Source organism: Dokdonella sp. (assembly GCF_035511235.1).
Lineage (GTDB): Bacteria > Pseudomonadota > Gammaproteobacteria > Xanthomonadales > Rhodanobacteraceae > Dokdonella.
Genome location: NZ_DATKFQ010000011.1, coordinates 14,157 through 30,484 on the forward strand (window position 1 = coordinate 14,157; position 16,328 = coordinate 30,484).

Annotated in this window: 15 protein-coding genes; 6 read left to right on the forward strand and 9 right to left on the reverse strand. The window is 71.9% G+C overall.

Annotated elements, in window-relative coordinates; translation table 11 throughout:
- Positions 1 to 6: 6 nt before the first annotated feature.
- Together VMR06_RS06215 and VMR06_RS06220 are read right to left on the reverse strand one after the other, a co-directional pair.
- Positions 7 to 1,272 carry a PstA family ABC transporter permease gene (locus VMR06_RS06215; protein ID WP_325374168.1) on the reverse strand — a complete coding sequence of 422 codons (1,266 nt, stop codon included), beginning with the start codon at positions 1,270 to 1,272 and terminating at the stop codon, positions 7 to 9.
- Entirely contained in the window at positions 1,269 to 2,327 is a 1,059-nt protein-coding gene (locus VMR06_RS06220; RefSeq protein ID WP_325374171.1) for a PstC family ABC transporter permease, read from the reverse strand. The genes VMR06_RS06215 and VMR06_RS06220 overlap by 4 nt, the downstream gene beginning before the upstream one ends.
- A 134-nt stretch (positions 2,328 to 2,461) precedes the next feature.
- Here VMR06_RS06220 and VMR06_RS06225 point away from each other — a divergent pair, with 134 nt between their 5' ends.
- The gene (locus VMR06_RS06225; RefSeq protein ID WP_325374174.1) at positions 2,462 to 3,598 is read left to right on the forward strand and encodes a glycosyltransferase family 1 protein; all 1,137 of its coding nucleotides are present in this window, start codon (positions 2,462 to 2,464) and stop codon (positions 3,596 to 3,598) included.
- Positions 3,598 to 4,155, forward strand: a complete 558-nt coding sequence (locus VMR06_RS06230; protein WP_325374176.1) for a phosphatase PAP2 family protein — start codon at positions 3,598 to 3,600, stop codon at positions 4,153 to 4,155. The genes VMR06_RS06225 and VMR06_RS06230 overlap by 1 nt, the downstream gene beginning before the upstream one ends.
- Before the next feature lie 49 nt (positions 4,156 to 4,204).
- Here VMR06_RS06230 and VMR06_RS06235 read toward each other — a convergent pair whose 3' ends face one another.
- From VMR06_RS06235 to VMR06_RS06260, 6 genes are all read right to left on the reverse strand, one after another.
- On the reverse strand, positions 4,205 to 4,897 hold the full coding sequence (locus VMR06_RS06235; RefSeq protein ID WP_325374178.1) for a hypothetical protein: 693 nt from the start codon (positions 4,895 to 4,897) through the stop codon (positions 4,205 to 4,207).
- A 142-nt stretch (positions 4,898 to 5,039) separates the two neighbouring features.
- Positions 5,040 to 6,722: a hypothetical protein gene (locus tag VMR06_RS06240; protein WP_325374181.1), complete on the reverse strand. Its 1,683-nt coding sequence runs from the start codon at positions 6,720 to 6,722 to the stop codon at positions 5,040 to 5,042.
- A gap of 249 nt (positions 6,723 to 6,971) precedes the next feature.
- Positions 6,972 to 9,353, reverse strand: coding sequence for a transcriptional regulator (locus tag VMR06_RS06245; protein ID WP_325374183.1), 2,382 nt, complete (start codon positions 9,351 to 9,353; stop codon positions 6,972 to 6,974).
- Between the two features lie 94 nt (positions 9,354 to 9,447).
- Positions 9,448 to 10,329 carry a carbon-nitrogen hydrolase family protein gene (locus VMR06_RS06250; protein ID WP_414648075.1) on the reverse strand — a complete coding sequence of 294 codons (882 nt, stop codon included), beginning with the start codon at positions 10,327 to 10,329 and terminating at the stop codon, positions 9,448 to 9,450.
- A 2-nt stretch (positions 10,330 to 10,331) separates the two neighbouring features.
- Entirely contained in the window at positions 10,332 to 10,931 is a 600-nt protein-coding gene (locus VMR06_RS06255) for a GNAT family N-acetyltransferase (protein WP_325374188.1), read from the reverse strand.
- Positions 10,932 to 11,251: 320 nt separating this feature from the next.
- Positions 11,252 to 13,078, reverse strand: coding sequence for a DUF885 domain-containing protein (locus VMR06_RS06260; RefSeq protein WP_325374192.1), 1,827 nt, complete (start codon positions 13,076 to 13,078; stop codon positions 11,252 to 11,254).
- A gap of 152 nt (positions 13,079 to 13,230) precedes the next feature.
- Between VMR06_RS06260 and VMR06_RS06265 the strand changes: the two genes are divergently transcribed.
- Together VMR06_RS06265 and VMR06_RS06270 are read left to right on the forward strand one after the other, a co-directional pair.
- Complete coding sequence (locus tag VMR06_RS06265; protein WP_325374196.1) at positions 13,231 to 14,034, forward strand: 23S rRNA (adenine(2030)-N(6))-methyltransferase RlmJ; 804 nt, start codon at positions 13,231 to 13,233, stop codon at positions 14,032 to 14,034.
- A gap of 56 nt (positions 14,035 to 14,090) precedes the next feature.
- Positions 14,091 to 14,594, forward strand: coding sequence for a Slp family lipoprotein (locus VMR06_RS06270; RefSeq protein WP_325374201.1), 504 nt, complete (start codon positions 14,091 to 14,093; stop codon positions 14,592 to 14,594).
- Between the two features lie 155 nt (positions 14,595 to 14,749).
- Here VMR06_RS06270 and VMR06_RS06275 read toward each other — a convergent pair whose 3' ends face one another.
- Entirely contained in the window at positions 14,750 to 15,133 is a 384-nt protein-coding gene (locus VMR06_RS06275; protein ID WP_325374203.1) for an MmcQ/YjbR family DNA-binding protein, read from the reverse strand.
- A 160-nt stretch (positions 15,134 to 15,293) separates the two neighbouring features.
- On the opposite strand from VMR06_RS06275, the gene VMR06_RS06280 reads away from it, so the two are divergent.
- Positions 15,294 to 15,836, forward strand: coding sequence for a GNAT family N-acetyltransferase (locus VMR06_RS06280; RefSeq protein WP_325374205.1), 543 nt, complete (start codon positions 15,294 to 15,296; stop codon positions 15,834 to 15,836).
- 237 nt (positions 15,837 to 16,073) lie between these two features.
- A complete protein-coding gene (locus VMR06_RS06285) occupies positions 16,074 to 16,262 on the forward strand; it encodes a hypothetical protein (RefSeq protein WP_325374207.1) in 189 nt (62 codons plus the stop codon).
- Positions 16,263 to 16,328: the final 66 nt, after the last annotated feature.

A 16,328-nucleotide genomic window follows, 5' to 3' on the forward strand; every position in this document is an offset into this window, starting at 1 on the left:
CGGGCATCACAACGGAAACGCGCGATCGCGATCGCGCAGGCGCCGGCCGACCAGTCCGGCGGCGGCGTTGAGCACCAGCACCAGCGCGACCAGCAGCAGGGCGGCCGAATAGGCGCGCGGCACGCCGACCAGCGCGTCCGGACTGATCAGCGCCTGATCGTAGACCGCGAAGCCCAGATGCGTGAACTGGCGCGACGGATGCAGATACGGAAACGCCGCATCGATCGGCGAGGCCGGCGCATACTTGACGACACCCACCAGCATCAGCGGCGCGACCGCGCCGACCGCGCGTGCGACCGCGAGGATCCAGGCGCTCAGCACGGCCGGCCGCGCCTGCGGCAGCAGCAGCCGGCGCAGCGTCTCGCCGCGCGTCGCGCCGAGCGCCAGCGAGCCCAGCCGCTGCGTATCGGGTATCCGCGCCAGGCCCTGCTCGACCGTCGCGACGACGACCGGCAAGGTCAGCACCGCCAGCGTCAGCGCGGCCCAGAGCAGGCCGCCGGTGCCGAACGTCGGCACCGGCAGGCGATCGGCATGGAGCCAGCGGTCGATGCCGCCGCCGATGCCGTGCACGAACAGGCCGAGGCCGAGCACGCCGTAGACGATCGAAGGCACGTCGGCGAGGCTGCCGACCGCGCCGCGCACCAGGGCACCGATCCGCCCGCGCCCGGCATAGACGTGCAGATGCACCGCGGCAGCAACGCCGATCGGCATCACGATCAGGCTCATCAGCAGTACCAGCGTCAGCGTGCCGGCCAGGGCCGGCAGCAGGCCCTGACCGGCATCACCGGACCGGTCGCCGCCGATCGCATACGCGCGCAGGCGTTCGCCGAAGAATGCGAGCTTGCCTGCGAATGTCAGCGCGTTGCGCCGGTCGACGCCGACGAGATCGGGCTCGTCCGGACCGGCCTCGCCGAGGCGATAGCTGCGCCGTCCGTCCGCATGCACGCGCGCGACCGCATCGGGCGGCTGCCGCTCGGCGAGGATCTCCGCCTCGCGCAATCGTACGTAGCCGTCGCCGGGCCGCGCCTGCTCGTCGCCACGCACGATCAGCGCGCCGTCCCGGTGCAGCATGAGCTCGCCGAGCACGCTGCGGCCGTCGCGCAGCGTGTACTCGATCACCGGCTGCGGCCAGAACGGCGCCAGGCCCGCGCGCACCAGCAGCAGCACGATGCCGCCGGCCAGCAGCAGACACAGCGCGAGGCCGGCCGCCGACGAACCGGCGGCCAGATGCTCGACGATGCGTCCGCGCCGGAGCGCCGCGCCGCGCATCATGACGCGGCACGCGCCCGCAGCCGCGCCGCCGCCAGATGGCAGGCGAAGCTCAGCACGAACAGCAGCAGCGTCGCGATCAGCAGCATGCGCCAGAGCGCGCCGCCGCGCTCGGCAACGGGCAGCGACAACGCCAGTTCGGCACTGAGGCTGCGCAGGCCGTCGCGCGGATCGGCGCTGGCGAGCGGCGTGTTGCCGCTGGCCATCAGCACGATCATCGTCTCGCCGGCGCAGCGGCCGAGCGCCAGCAATGCCGCGGCGGCCAGACCGGGCGCGGCGGCCGGCAGCACCAGCGAGCGCAGCGCCTGCCAGCGCGATGCACCGAGCGCGACCGCGGCATCGACGTGACGGTCCCAGGCCTGCTGCAGGGCGTCGGCGCCGACGGTGCAGATCAGCGGCACGGCCGTCACGCCGAGCGCGAGCCCGACCAGCACGGCATTCCATGGCGTGTCGGCTTCGACGCTGCCGGCCAGCGGATCCCAGGCGATCACGGCGACGCCGGCCGCGAGGCCGAGCGCGAGCGCGACGAACGGCCGCCACGCCGGATGCCTGCGCAGGCGCTGCCCGAATACGGCGAAGCCGGCGAGCACGGCGGCGAGCACCGCGGCCGCGAGTACCAGCAGGGTCGCGATCCGCGACTGCAGCCACGGCGCGAGCCAGGTCAGCGCGATCAGGCCGAGGACCACGGTCGGAATCGCCGCGAGCAGATCGAGCACCGGCCGCCAGCGGCTGCGCTGCAGCGGCGTCGAGAAACAGACCAGATGGACCGCGGCGGCCAGGCCGACCGGGATCGCCAGCAGCACCGCGAGCACGCTGGCCTTGAACGTTCCGCTCAGCAGGACGCCGAGACGCTCGCCGGTGCCGTCCGGCACCGCGATCGACGGCAGCAGCTCGAACAGCAGGAAGACCGGGATCGCCAGCACCGAGGCCAGCACCGCGCCGGCGCCGATCGCAGCCAGGGCGCGGCCCGCACGCTCGCGCCGGCGTCGCGAGGACCGGCGCAGCTCCACCAGCGCGGCGACGTCGAGAGCGGGTTGGGCACGCAACGGGACGGACATCGACGCACGCTAGGCACTGCAGATGACAGGAACATGACATCGTGAAGCCTGCGTCACCGCCGTGCAACAAAAACGCAACGCCGGCGCAAGGACCAGCTGCGAGCCTGCCGATGGCTACCCTTGGGCCCGACCCGATGCACGTCGCACTCGTCACCGAAACCTGGCCGCCCGAGATCAACGGCGTGGCGCTCACCGTCCAATCGCTGGCCGCGGGCCTCAGCGGCCTCGGCCATCGCGTCGAGGTGGTCCGGCCGCGGCAGTCGGACGAGGAGGCCGCCGAAGGCCCCGCCGGCGTCGAGCACGTCCTGGTCCGCGGCGCGGCGCTGCCGCGCTATCCGGGTCTGCGCTTCGGCCTGCCGGCCCGCCACACGCTGCTGCGCCGCTGGCGGCTGGAACGGCCCGACGCGATCTACGTCGCGACGGAAGGCCCGCTCGGCGTCAGCGCGATGACGATCGCGCACCGGCTCGGCGTACCGGCCTGCACCGGCTTCCACACGCGCTTCGACGATTTCGTCCGTCACTACGGCCTGGGCTTCCTGACGCCGGCGGTGTTCGCCTGGCTGCGCCGCTTCCACAACCGCGCCGCCGCGACCCTGGTGCCGACCGAGGAGCTGGCGCGCTATCTGCGCCGGCACCGCTTCCGCAACGTGCGGCTGCTGCACCGCGCGGTCGACACCCAGCTGTTCCACCCGGCGCGGCGCGATGAGGCGCTGCGCGCGCAATGGGGACTGGACGGCGACCAGCTCGCGGTGCTCCATGTCGGGCGCGTGGCGCCGGAGAAGAACCTGGATCTGCTGGTGCGCACGTTCCGCCACATCCAGACCTGCCGGCCCGACGCGCGCCTGATCCTGGTCGGCGACGGCCCGGCCCGCGCCGCGCTCGCGCAGCAGCATCCGGACATCGTGTTCAGCGGCCTGCATCGCGGCGAGTCGCTGGCACGCCATTACGCCAGCGGCGACCTGTTTCTGTTTCCGAGCATCACCGAGACCTTCGGCAACGTCACGCTGGAGGCGATGGCCAGCGGCCTGGCCGTGGTCGCCTACGACTACGGCGCCGCGCGCGAACGCATCGTCGACGGCCAGACCGGCCGGCGCGTCGCGTTCGACGATGCCGAGGCCTTCATCGAGGCCGCGCTCGCGCTGGCGGCCGACGCGCCGGCGCGATCGGCGATGGGCCGTGCCGCCCGCGGCTCGGTCGAGGGCCTCAATCCGGCCTCGGTCACGCTGCGCTTCGTCGAACTCCTGTCCGATCTGTCGCTGAGGGCCGCCTGATGAGCGCACTGGACCTGTTCCAGCGCCTGGAGGCGCGCAGCGGCGAATGGCGTCTGTGCCAGCGCGTGAACCGCTGGGGCGGCCGGCGTGCGGCGCTGGTCTTCTTCGGTGCGGTCAGCCGGCTCGGCGACGGCGTGTTCTGGTACGTGCTGATCGGCGTGCTGCTGCTGAGCGGCACCGCGCGCGGCGCGGCGGCCGCACTGAACATGGCTCTGGTCGGCGTCGTCGCGCTGCTGCTGTATCGCGGCCTGAAGCGCTGGACGCGGCGGCCGCGCCCGTTCCGCACGCACGGCGGCATCGTCGCGCACGTCGCACCGCTCGACGAGTTCAGCTTTCCGTCCGGCCATACGCTGCACGCGGTCAGCTTCACGACCGTGGCGATTGCCTACGTGCCGTGGCTTGCGCTGCTGCTGATCCCGTTCGCGCTGCTGGTCGGCGCCTCGCGCGTCGTGCTCGGCCTGCACTACCCGAGCGACGTCATCGCCGCGACGCTGATCGGCGTCGCGCTCGGCAGCGTCTCGCTGCCGCTCGCCGGCCTGTTCGTGCCGGCCTATTGAGCGGCGCGGGCGCCAGCCGGCGTCATCGGTCGCAATCCCGCCCGCTGGCTCAATCGGCTTCGAAACCGTCCGCGAAGACCGGATCGGCGACGCGCGCGATGTGGAGATTGTCGATGCGCAGATCGAAATCGGCGAAGCCGTAGAACATGCCCGGCTCGAGCGTCGTGAACGCCAGCGACTCGACCTGGGCGAGCACGTCGGCGAAGGTCACGCCGTCGGGCAGGCGCGGCTCGAACGTGATCGGGTCCTCGGCGCCGGAGCCGCCCCAGCCGGCCGGCAGCGTGGCGGCGTTCGGATCGAAGGTCACCGCATAGCGCGCCCAGTCCTGGCCGCTCTCGAGCAGCGCCAGCGGGTGCCACACCGAGGTCCACGGATAGCCGTCCTGCGCGAGGCTGTAGCTGCGCACGTCGAGAACCAGGGTGCGCGGCACCGGCGAGCCGAGCATCGCGATCGACTCGACCCTGACGTCGACGCCGATCGTGACCGACGTGGCGCTGCCGTAGTCGCCGAGGAAGGCGGCGTTGGCATCGGTCGAGAACGTGATGCCGAAGTTGTTGAAGACGGTATGCGCATGTGCGCCGGGATGGCCGCCGGTGGGCTCGATCGTGGTCGCGCCGCCGCCGCCCTGGGGCCCCGACCAGCCGGCCCAGCCCTCGTCGAACGTCACCGTCGCGGTCTGCGCGGCCGCCAGCGGCGCCAGCAGCAGACCGAACACGCCCAGATTCCTCTTCGATCGCCGCATCGCCGCCGCCTCCGTCGCGTGGGCCCTGCTCGATCGGCCCGGTGCGGACAGGACGCGGCCTGCTGCGGCATCGTCGCAGAACACGATGCCGCCGCCCGCTGCACAAGCGGACGGCGGCACCGGAACGACATCGGCGAACCCGTCAGTCCTGATCGAAGCCGTCGGCGAACACGACCTCGGACGGCACGATCGGACGCATCAGGAACGCGCGGCCGAAGATGCCGTCGTGGATGCCGATGCCGACGATCTCGCCGCGGTTGTTGATGCCGAGCGGATGGGCCAGTTCGGCCCACGAGGCCTGCACGACCGGGTCGGCGATCAGCGCCTTGAGGTCGTACTTCTGGCCGCCGATCCACAGCCAGCCGCGGTTCGGCGTCTCCGACCAGCCGAGGTAGTCGTCGCGGCCCACGATCCAGTCGTGGTCGTTGATCGCATTGGCGACGCCGGGGCCGTAGTCGGGCACCGGGATCACGCCGAGGTCGACGATCGAGCCGTCGGCGTTCCAGAGCACCGTGCGCGCCTGCCAGTCGTCGGTGATCGAGTAGCCGACGACCTTGCCGTGAATGTTGATGTCGCGGATCTCGGACAGGCGGCCGAGCGTGTCGAGATAGCGCATCTGCCCGCTGGCGCTGTCGTAGACCCAGCCGCCGGTACCGCCCGGCGTGGTGCCCCAGCCGGCGACTTCGCCTTTCTCGTTGATCGCTTCGGCCGCACCGGGACCGATCGAGACCATGCCGTCCTTCTGGGTCCAGATGAAGGCGCCCGCGCCTTCGCCGACGACCTGTCCGGCCGAGTTGACGTCCCAGGCCCAGGACGCGAATTCCGAGCCGGGCGCCAGGTCGACCATGCCGGTCTCTTCGGACCAGAAGAACGCATGCGCGACGGTGCCCGGGCCGTTCGGAAACGGCGCCATCGAATAGCCGGCCAGATAGCCGTTGTCGCTGATGCCGCGCGCGACGCCGAAGTCGTACTCGAATGCCGGATTGAGCGTGCCGAGATAGCGCATCTGGCCGTCCTGCCAAAGGAACGCCAGCTCGATGAAGTCCTTGTTCATCGCCACGCCGGCCACCGCGCCGGACTCGTTGATCGCATGCGCATTGGCCAGTTCGCCGCCGAACGTGCCCAGATCGACGATCTCGTAGCGCGGCGGCTGCGCCGGCGGCGCCGCGCCGAACGCGATGCGGATGTTGTCGACGCCGATGTCGAACTCGCCGCCCTCGAACGGCTCGTAGGGCTCATGCGCGGCCAGGCTCACTTCGTTCACGTCGGACATCACGTCGGCGAAGGTGACGCCGGCCGGCAGCACCGGCCCGCCGGTCTTCGGATCGTCGGCACCGGTGCCGCCCCATCCGGCCGGCATCTGCAGCGAGCGCGGGTCGACGGTGACCGAATGCGTCGTCCACGCCTGGCCCTCCGCGAGCGTCCCCAGGCGGAAGAACACCGAGGCGTTGTGCGAGAAATTGCGGAAGTGCACGAAGACCGGCACCTCGGCCGGCTGCCCGCCGACCCGGATGCCGTCGACCTTGAAGTCGATGCTGAAGGTCAGCGACGCATGCTCGGCATGGTTGCCGAGAAACGGCGACTCGCCACCGAAAACGTCGTCGATGTAGTAGCCCAGATCGTAGAGTTCGGCCGCGGTGTGCGCGTACGCGCCGGGGTGGCCGCCCTCCGGCTCGATCGTCGTATCGGCGGCATCGGCTGTCCACGGCGGATTCCAGCCCTGCCAGCCGTCGTCGAACGTGATGACCGTCGTCTGGGCCGACAGGCCGGCCGACCACAGGCCGGCCACGGCCACCATTCCGAGCACCTTCTGCTTGAGCTGCATCGCGACTCCCCGCTGCTGTGTTGAACGAGCCCCGCTACGGCCGCGACGGCGGCCGGCGGAACCCCTGCCAGATCCGGACTATCGCCAGCGCGGCGGCGCGCCGCATTCGGAAGCTCGACCGGAAACGTTCGCGGAGCCCTCGGAAAACATTCCAAAAGTTTTCGCGCCAGGAAAATCAGTCGCTTGGATGGACCGGCATCGCATCCCGGCGCAGCCGACCGCCCATGGGAGGAGCGGACGCGAACCGCGTCAGGGCCGCGCGGGCGCCGCCCGCCGCTCCCCCGGCAGGGCACGCTGCCCGGCCAGCGCAAGCGCGCGATCGGTCGCCTGGCGGGCGGCCGCAGGCCGGCCGAGCGCCTGATAGAGCCGCGCCTGCGCCCAGGCGACGCGGAAATCGCCCGCGCCCCAGGCGGCGATGCGGCCGGCGATCGTGCCGGCGCGCTCGGGTTCGCCGCCGTCGATCAGGGCCAGCACGTACGGCTGCGCGATCGCGACCAGATCTTCGGGCACGCCGAGCCGCTCGATCCGCTCCAGCGCCGCGGCGAAATGCGCCAGCGCCTGCTCGCGCGCCCCCTCGCGCCAGGCCTGCTCGGCCTTGGCCTGCTCGGCCCAGGCCAGCCGCCAGTCGTCCGGCTGCGCTTCCAGCCAGGCCACCAGGCGCGCGGTCTCGGACGCGGCCTGCGCGATCTCGCCGGCGCGGCGCAGCGCGCGCAGGCGCACCACCCAGGTCAGCGGATACAGGCGGCGATCGTTGCTGTACTGCTCAAGCGGAGGCGACAGCGCCGATTCGGCGAGCCGCACCACCGTCGCGTCGGGCTGGCCGCGACTGGCCGCGATCTCGGCGCCGATCGCCAGTGCGAGCGCGCGCGTGGCGGCGTCCTGCTCGCGGTCGGCACGCTGGCCGAGATCGGCGAGCAGCGCATCGGCTTCGTCGAGCCGACCAAGCGCCGCCAGTACCTGGGCGCGCACCGCGACGACCTGCCAGCGCAGGCGCTCGTTGGCGACCGCGCGCTCGACCGGCCAGCAGCGATCGATCGCCGCCAGCGCTTGCTCTAGGTCGAGCAGTTGCAGATAGGCGCGGGCCAGCGTGATCCGGCTGTAGACCAGCTCTTCCTGCGCGCCGAGCTGCGCGAAGCGGCGCTCGACGTCGAGCAGGCGCGGCACCGCGTCGCCGGGCCGGTAGCGCAGCAGATCCATCGACGCCAGGTTGGCGTCGACGTGGGCGACGCCGAGCAGGTTGCCGGCGCCCTCGAACTGCGTGCGCGCCTGGCCGAAGCGGCCGGTCGCCTCCTCGATCCGCCCCTCCATCTCGGCGGTGAGGCCGAGCCCGAGATGGGCCAGCCCGAGCGCGGAATCGTCATGCCCCGGCAGGATGCGTGCCGCCTCGCGATACAGCGCCTGCGCCTGGGCCGACTCGTCGCGGCGCACGTGGATCGCGGCCAGCGTATTGAGGATGCGCCCGCGCAGCGAAGGAGCCGCCTTCTCGGACACGCGGTCGAGCAGCTGCGACAGGCGCCGCTCGGCACTGCCGTAGTCGCCGGCGCGCAGCTCGATGTTGGCGAGCATCCAGCCGATCTCCGGATCGTCGCGCTGCTCGACCGGGGCCTGCTCGATCAGCCGGGCCGCCAGCGCGTTCTGCCCGGACAGCGAGGCCGCGTTGACGCGCCGCGCCAGCTCCTCGAGCGCACGCTCGGGCTGCTCGACGCTGAGCGGCGGCGCATGGCCGAGCTTGATCAGCAGCGAATCGACCGCGCCGCGCGCGGCGCTCAGCACGTCGCCCGATTCCGCGGCGGCGACCAGATCCCGATCGCGCACCTGCGCCTGCAGGCGCACCCGCCAGAGCGGGCCGTCCTGCTCGACCGCCGGCTCGATACGCCAGGCCCCGGCCGGCACCAGGTCCGCGGCGGGCACCGGCGCCTGCTGGTCCCGGCCGCGCAGCAGGCCGACCACGTTGTCGCTCGGCATCGTCGGCACGCCGGCGCTGCGCAGCCGCGTCGCGACCAGATCCATCACGCCGAGCCGCAGCCAGGCCCAGTCGGCCGGCGCGCCGACCGATGCCGGCCAGACCACGGCCAGCGCGGCCTCGGCAGGCGCCGGCGGCAGCGCGCCGGGCGGTGTCTGCGACGTTGCCGGCGGCGTGCCGGCCGGCGGCGCGAACCGCCACGCCAGCGCGGCCGCGCCGATCAGCGCCAATGCGGCGAGCACCAGGCCGGGAAGCGGCAGCCGCCGCACTGGCGTATCGGCCGCAGCCGAGGCGGCCGGCGCGGCCATGCGTTCGGCCTCGCCCGCGGGCGCATCGCCCGACGCCAGCGGCTCCGGCGTCGTCTCGGCGACGAAGCGATAGCCGAAGCGCGGCACCGTGCGCACGAACTGCTGTTCGCGGCCGGTATCGCCGAGCGCGCTGCGTACGCGCACGATCGCCTGGCCGAGCTGGGTATCGGTCACATCGGAACGGCCCCAGATCGCGGCGATCAGCTCGTCGCGGCCGATCGCGCGGTCGCGGTGCTCGACCAGGTAGGCCAGGCACTCGAACGCGCTGCTCGGCAGCACTACGCGCTCGGTACCGGCCCACAGCTCGCGGGCCGCGGCGTCGAGGCGGAACGTGCCGAATCGGTAGACGGGGCGGGTCATCGAGCCAGAAGAGCGGACGCGGTCGGCCAGTGTAGACGAGCGCGGCAGCCGCGACGGTCGCGCGGCGCGCGTGGCCGGTCGCGCCGGCCTGCGCTCAGAGCGATTCGACGCCGGCCCGCTCCACCGCGGGACGCTGCTGTGCCGGCCAGTCGCCGGCGATGCCGACCTGTCCGCGCCGGCGCAAGGCCTCGAGCGCGTCCGGATCGACCTCGGCCACGGCCCAGCCGTCGCGCGCGCCGGCGCGCACCAGCACGCCGTCGTCGGGGAATCCGCGATCGACCGGCGTATAGATCGCCGCGCGCCCGGTGTTGGTGTCGAGCGCCGGACTCCACGCGGCTTCGCCGGCGGTCACCGCGCAGGCGACGAAGAGCTGGTTCTCCATCGCGCGCGCCTGGCAGCCGTAGCGCACGCGATGCGCGCCGGCCTCGGTGTCGGTGCAACTCGGCACCAGCAGCAGGCGCGCGCCGGCTTCGGCCTGCGCGCGCGCATACAGCGGAAACTCGATGTCGTAGCAGATCGCGATGCCGAGCCGGCCGAACGGCGTGTCGAATACCTTCAGGCGATCGCCCGGCTCGATGATCCCGGTGTCCTTCTCGAAGCCGGTCAGCGTCAGCTTGTCCTGGAACACGCTGCGACCATCCGGCGCGATCAGATACGAGCGGTTGCGGTAGCGTCCGCCGCCGCCGTCGAGCAGGAAGCTGCCGGCGACCAGATGCAGGTCGTGGCGGCGCGCGATCGCGCGCATCGCGTCGAGGTAGTCCTCGTGCAGCGGCTGCAGCGCGCGCAGCGAAGCGGCGAAATCGCCGCGCACGGCCGGCTCGAACGCCGCCGCGGCCTCCAGCGCGAGGTACTCGGGCAGGATCGCGATCTGCGCGCCCTGCCCGGCCGCGACGGCCGCCTCGGCGGCGACCCGGTCGACGAAGTCCGCGAAGCGCGCCGGCGCGCCGATCGCGTACTGCGCACAGGCGATCCGCACGCTCATGCCGCCGGCTCCAGCGGACGCAGCCAGAACGCCAGCTGCTGGACGGTCGGCGCCGTAGCACCGGTCTCCTTCCATTCGATCGCGCAGCGCATGTCCGGCTGCTGCGCGTAGCCGCGCTTGGTCCAGAACACGTCGTTGGGCCGGTAGCCGGGCGGCCGGCGCGGATCGTCCGCGGCGCGCACGACCGCGCAGAACGCGGTCGTGTCGAAGCGGCCGAGCTGCCGCGCATAGGCTTCGCGCTCGTCGAAGAAGCGGTGGCCCAGGCCCTGGCCGCGGTACTCGGGCAGCAGCACCGACTCGCCGAAATAGAACACGCGACCCAGGTCGATGCCGCGCTCGACGAACGGCTGCTGGAACGCCGCGGTCTCGTCGGTCAGCGGAATGCCGGTCGAGGCGCCGATCACGCGATCGCCGTCGAACGCGAGCACGAACAGGCTCTCGGGCGAATGCGAATAGGTCTGCAGATAGCCGGCCTCGTAGGCGAGGTCGCCGTCGTACAGATACGGAAACGCGCGGAACACCGCGATGCGCAGGCGCGCGACGTCATCCAGATGCGGACCGATCGTCGCGCCGGTGAAGGTTCGTACATGCGTCATGGACCCGAGCGTCTCCCGTTGCCGACGATGCGGCGCCGCGGCGCGGGCACAGGGCCCGGTACCACCGGCGACCGCTGGATTGTAGCCAGCCGCGCCGCGCCTGCCGTGGGCACGATGCCGCAGCTGCGCGACGCCCGCGCCTGGGCAGGCGCGTCGGCGAGGCCGGTCGGATGTGCGTCCCGGCGGGCCACTTCTCAACGGCCAGCGCCGATGCGGCGACCGCGGCTGCGGTCGCGCCGTCGGTGCCGGCGGATCGCCAGCGGCGGCGCCGGGCCGGGCGGTGCCGGCCATGCGCGGCGGCGGCGCCGGCCTGCCGCCCGCTACTGCGCGCCGGCGGTCCCGGCGATCCAGTCGTCGATCACGCGCTCGAGCAGACCCAGCGGCAGCGAGCCATGCGTCAGCACCTGGTTGTGGAACGCGCGCAGGTCGAAGCGGTCGCCGAGGCGCTCCCTGGCGCGCTCGCGCAGCTCGAGGATCTTCAGCATGCCGGCCTTGTAGGCGAGCGCCTGGCCCGGCATCACGAAGTAGCGTTCGATTTCGGCAACGACGTCGGACTCGGCCATGCCGGTGTTCTCGAGCATGTAGGCGATCGCCCGCTCGCGGGTCCAGCGCTGATGGTGGATGCCGCTGTCGACGACCAGACGCACCGCACGCAGCATTTCGTCGCGCAGCCGGCCGAGGTTGTCGAGCGGCGCCTGCTCGAAGCCCATCTCCCAGGCCAGACGCTCGGCGTACAGCGCCCAGCCCTCGGCATAGGCCGTGAAGCCGAGGATGCGCCGGAAGAACGGCAGTCCCTTCAGTTCCTGCGCGATCGCGATCTGGAAATGGTGGCCGGGAATGCCTTCGTGATACGCCAGCGTGCGCATCGCGAAGCGCGGCGTCGCGCCCGGATCGCGCATGTTCGCGTAGAACAGGCCCGGCCGCGAGCCGTCGAACGAGCCGGGCTGGTAGTAGGCGCCGGCCTTGCCTTCCTGCGCATAGGCCGGCACCGCGCGCACCTCGACGCCGAGCTTGGGCCGGACATCGAAGGCTGCGCCGATGCCGGCGTCGATCTCGTCGAGCAGGCGCTGGTACTCGGCCAGCATCGCGGTCCGGCCCTCGTCGCTGTCGGGGTAGCGCTGGTCCGGATGCTGCGCCAGCTGCTGCACGCGCATGCCGACGCTGCCCTCGGTCAGGCCCTGGCCCTGCAGGATCGGCTCCATCTCCGCGGCGATGCGCGCGACCTCGGACAGGCCGAGCGCGTGCACCTGCGCCGGCGTCATGTCGGTCGTCGTGTGCAGGCGCACGCACCAGGCGTAGTAGGCCTCGCCGTCGGGCAGGCTCCAGGCGCCGTCGTTGGCCTGGGTTCCGGCCGCCAGCGCCGTGAAATGCGCGATCAGCTTCTGGTAGGCCGGGTAGACGCTGTGCTCGATCGTGTGCGCGACATCGGCGAGCAGCGCGTCGCGCATCGGCGGCTCGATCGCGCCGGCCGGCAGCTTGTCGAGCTTCTGCACGAAGCTGGTGTACAGCGGATTGTCGCGGGGCGCCGGCGCGACGAAATTGCGCATCTGGCCGAGCACCTTGTCGATCGCGAAGCGCGGCGGAATCATGTGCTTGGTCTGGCGCAGCTCCAGGCCCTCGAGCACCTGGTCGAACTTGCGCGGGAACAGGCGCAGCCGCGCGACGTAGTGGCGCGCGTCGCGCAGGTCGTTGACCTGATGCGTGGAGGTCATGAAGTCCGGCAGATCGGTGTGCACCCCGCTCATCTGGTTGACCGGGAAGCCGTGGTCGCGGAAGCGGCCGGTGCCTTCCTCGATCACGTCGAAGTAGTAGTCGAGCACGTCGTAGGACAGCCGCGCCTCGCCCTGCAGCGAGGAAGGATCGTAGCGGCGCAGCGTCGCCTGCGCGCGCTGCAGGAACTCCAGCTGCTCGGCCTCGTGCGCGAGCGAGGCGTCGTCGAGCTTGTCGCCGTAGAAGTCGAGCCAGCCCGGCAGCACACGCAGGCTGCTCAGCATCTCGGGGCTGTTCAACGCGAACTGCGCGAACGTGCGCGCGTAGAACCAGTCGATCCGCGCCGGTTTGAAGTACCACACGTGCACGAACAGGACGCCGGCCAGCAGCACGACGACCAGCAGCAGCCCACCCACCCAACGCAGCAATCGCTTCATCGCCGGCACGTCCCCTGGAAAGCGTCCATTCTGACCCGATTGCGGGCGCCCGCGCGAGTGCGCCGCGCCTCCCGTTCTACAATCGGCGGCCCCGATATCGAGCCCCCGCCCTGAACTACCGTCACGCCTATCACGCCGGCAACTTCGCCGACGTGCTCAAACATGCGGTGCTGGTCGCGCTGATCCGCGCACTGCAGGCCAAGGCCGCGCCGCTGTGCTATCTCGACACGCACGCCGGCCGCGGCCGCTACGACCTGCGCGGCGAGCAGGCGCTCAAGACGCTCGAGCACCGCGACGGCATCGAGCGCCTGCTCGGCGCCGCCGGCCTGCCGCCCGCGCTGGCCGACTATCGCGCGCAGGTCGCGGCCTGCAATGCGGACGGGGCGGCGATCGAGCTCTATCCGGGATCGCCGCTGCTGGTCCGGCAGCTGCTGCGCGAGGACGACCGGGCGATCCTCTGCGAGCTGCACGAGGAGGAAGCCGCCGCGCTCAAGGCGCTGTTCCGCGACGATGCGCGCATCGCCGTGCACCGCCGCGACGGCTACGCCGCGCTCGGCGCGCTGCTGCCGCCGACGCCGCGGCGCGGCCTGGTCCTGATCGATCCGCCGTTCGAGGAACAGGCCGGCGAGTTCGCGGTGATCGAGGCGGCGCTGCAGACGGCGCTGTCGCGCTGGCCGGGCGGCGTCTACGCGATCTGGTATCCGATCAAGCGCGGCGCCGACGTGGCGCCGTTCCATCGCTGGCTGGCCCGATGCGGCTGCGAGCGCGTGCTTGCCGCCGACCTTCTGCTGCGCCCGGCCGATTCGCCGCTGCGTCTCAACGGCAGCGGCATCGCGATCGTCAATCCGCCGTGGCGGATCGAACACGCGCTCGAACCGGCGCTGGACGCGCTGGCGCGGCTGCTCGGCGATCCGGGCGCGGGCCGCGCCGAGCTGAACTGGCTGGCCGGTCCCTGACGCGGACGCGACGCCGGCGCACTACAATGCCCGCGAGTCTCCCGCCGACGATCGCCATGCCCATCCGCCGTTTCCCGCGTCCGCTGCACTGCGCCGGGCTGCTCGCCGCCCTGCTCGCGACCGGCTGCGCGACGCCGGTCTTCAAGAACGTGGCCGGCCGCATCGACGCCACGCCGGCCGACGTGCAGCTGGCGCCGGAACGCTATGCCGATGCCGAGGTGGTCTGGGCCGGCCGCATCATCGCGGTCGACAACCGTGAGACCACGACCGAGGTCGAGCTGGTCGGCTATCCGATGGACCGCGCGCAGCGTCCGCTGCCGGAGGCCCGTACCGAGGGCCGCTTCATCCTGGTCCTGCCCGGCTACGTCGAGGCCTACGACTATCCGTCCGGCCGCTACGTCACGGTGCACGGCCGGCTGATCGGCTCGCGCGTCAAACCGATCCAGGAACGCGACTACGTGTTCCCGCTGGTACGCGCCGAGGCGGTGCATCTGTGGCCGTCGGGTTTCCAGTTCGACCGCCCGTCGATCAGCATCGGCGTCGGCGTCGGCATTCACTGACCGCGCGCAACGGGCCGCGGTCGCTGCGAGCGGCTCGCACACGTCGCGCCGGCCGATCGCCCGACGCCGCCGCGCGGCGCGTCAAAGCCCGGCAGGGCGCCGGCGCCGCATGAGGAACGTTCACCTCGATCGAAGCGGCCGGCAGCGCCGCGCGCTCAGGCCTCCTGCGCAGCCAGCGTCGCCTGCATGCGCTTGGACAGGCCGGCGCGCACCAGCTCGTAGGAGCGGCGCACGTGTGCTTCGAGCGTCCGGCTCGAAAACCGCTCCGGCTCGGCGACGCTGATCCAGAACGCGCGCGCCATGTACGGCGCCGGCATCATGCCGGGCTGGTCGCTGAGTTCGAGGAAGCGCTCGGTATCGACCTTGAACGAGACCCGGCCGCGCTCGTTGCCGAGCGTGCAGTAGACGACGAACATCTTGCCGCCGACGCTCCAGACCAGATCGACCTCCCACTTGATCGAGCGCGTCGCGCCCGGCAGCGTCGCGCAGAGCGCGTCGAGCTGCTCGATCGTCAGGGCGGTGGCGGCGGGCTTCTTCATCGCGTCTTCCGGCAGGTGCCCGTGACGGCGGCAGCGTGAATATTCATGCAACGGTTCATGTTGCACTGCAAAAATACACCGATCTCGGTCGACAGGGGCCGCCGGCGGTCGCAGTGTAACCAAATCGATGAACGACTATTTCTCTCCGATCCGGCCCCCGGTGGCGCGCCCTGCGCCGCCGCCGCCGCCGCGGCCGCGCGCCGGCGAGCCGTTCACGACGCGCGACGGCCGCGAGGTGCTGATCCGCCCGATCGATCCCGCCGACGTCGACGCTTTGCGCCGTGCGTTCGCGCGGCTGACGCCCGACCAGATCCATCAGCGCGTCTTCCATGCGATGAACGAGTTGTCCGAGCGCATCGCACGCTGGATGTGCAACGTCGACCCCGACCAGACCTATGCGATCGTCGCGACCGATCCGGACGGCGCCGAGATCCGCGGCGAGGCGCGCATCCACTGCGATTACGCCGCGGCGGCGGCCGAGTTTGCGATCGCGATCGACCCGGCCTGGACCAGCGTCGGCCTCGGCCAGGCGCTGATGACGCGGCTGATCGGCGAGGCGCGGCGGCGCGGCATGGCCGAGATCTGGGGCGACGTGCTGGCCGACAACGGCGCGATGATCGATCTGGTCACGCGGCTCGGTTTCCAGCGGCAGCGCCGCGCCGACGATGCGACGGTGGTGCGCGCATGGCGCGCGCTGGACTGAAGCCGAGCGCTTCGAAACATATTGCAACAGCACGTGTCTCGGCCCGAATTTTTGCGTCATACTCGGCCGGCCTACGATAGATCGATTGAGGTACAGGTCACGGAAGATCCATCCGGTGCCTCCGGCGCACCCGTCGCGACTCGCAGCGACCGATGCAACGATTGGCACGCGGCGTGCAGCAGCAATGGAGGCTCACCCCTCGCATCGGGTGACCCCACCCCTGATCGAGGTCATCGCATGTCGAATGTAATCCCCTATACATTCAACGACTTGTCTCGTCATGACGAGCACGAGCTGAAGATTCGCGCCTGGGAGGCCGTCATGGCCTCGGGCTTCCGCTGCGCCGAGCATCAGCGTATCGAGGCCGAAATCCGCCGGCGCGCGTCCAAACCCGACACCAGCCACCGCCCGACGCCCTGGCGCTGAGCGGCATCGCGCCGGCATCCGGCGGCCGGCAGGCCGCCTCCATACCGACCGCGAGGCCGGCCGGCC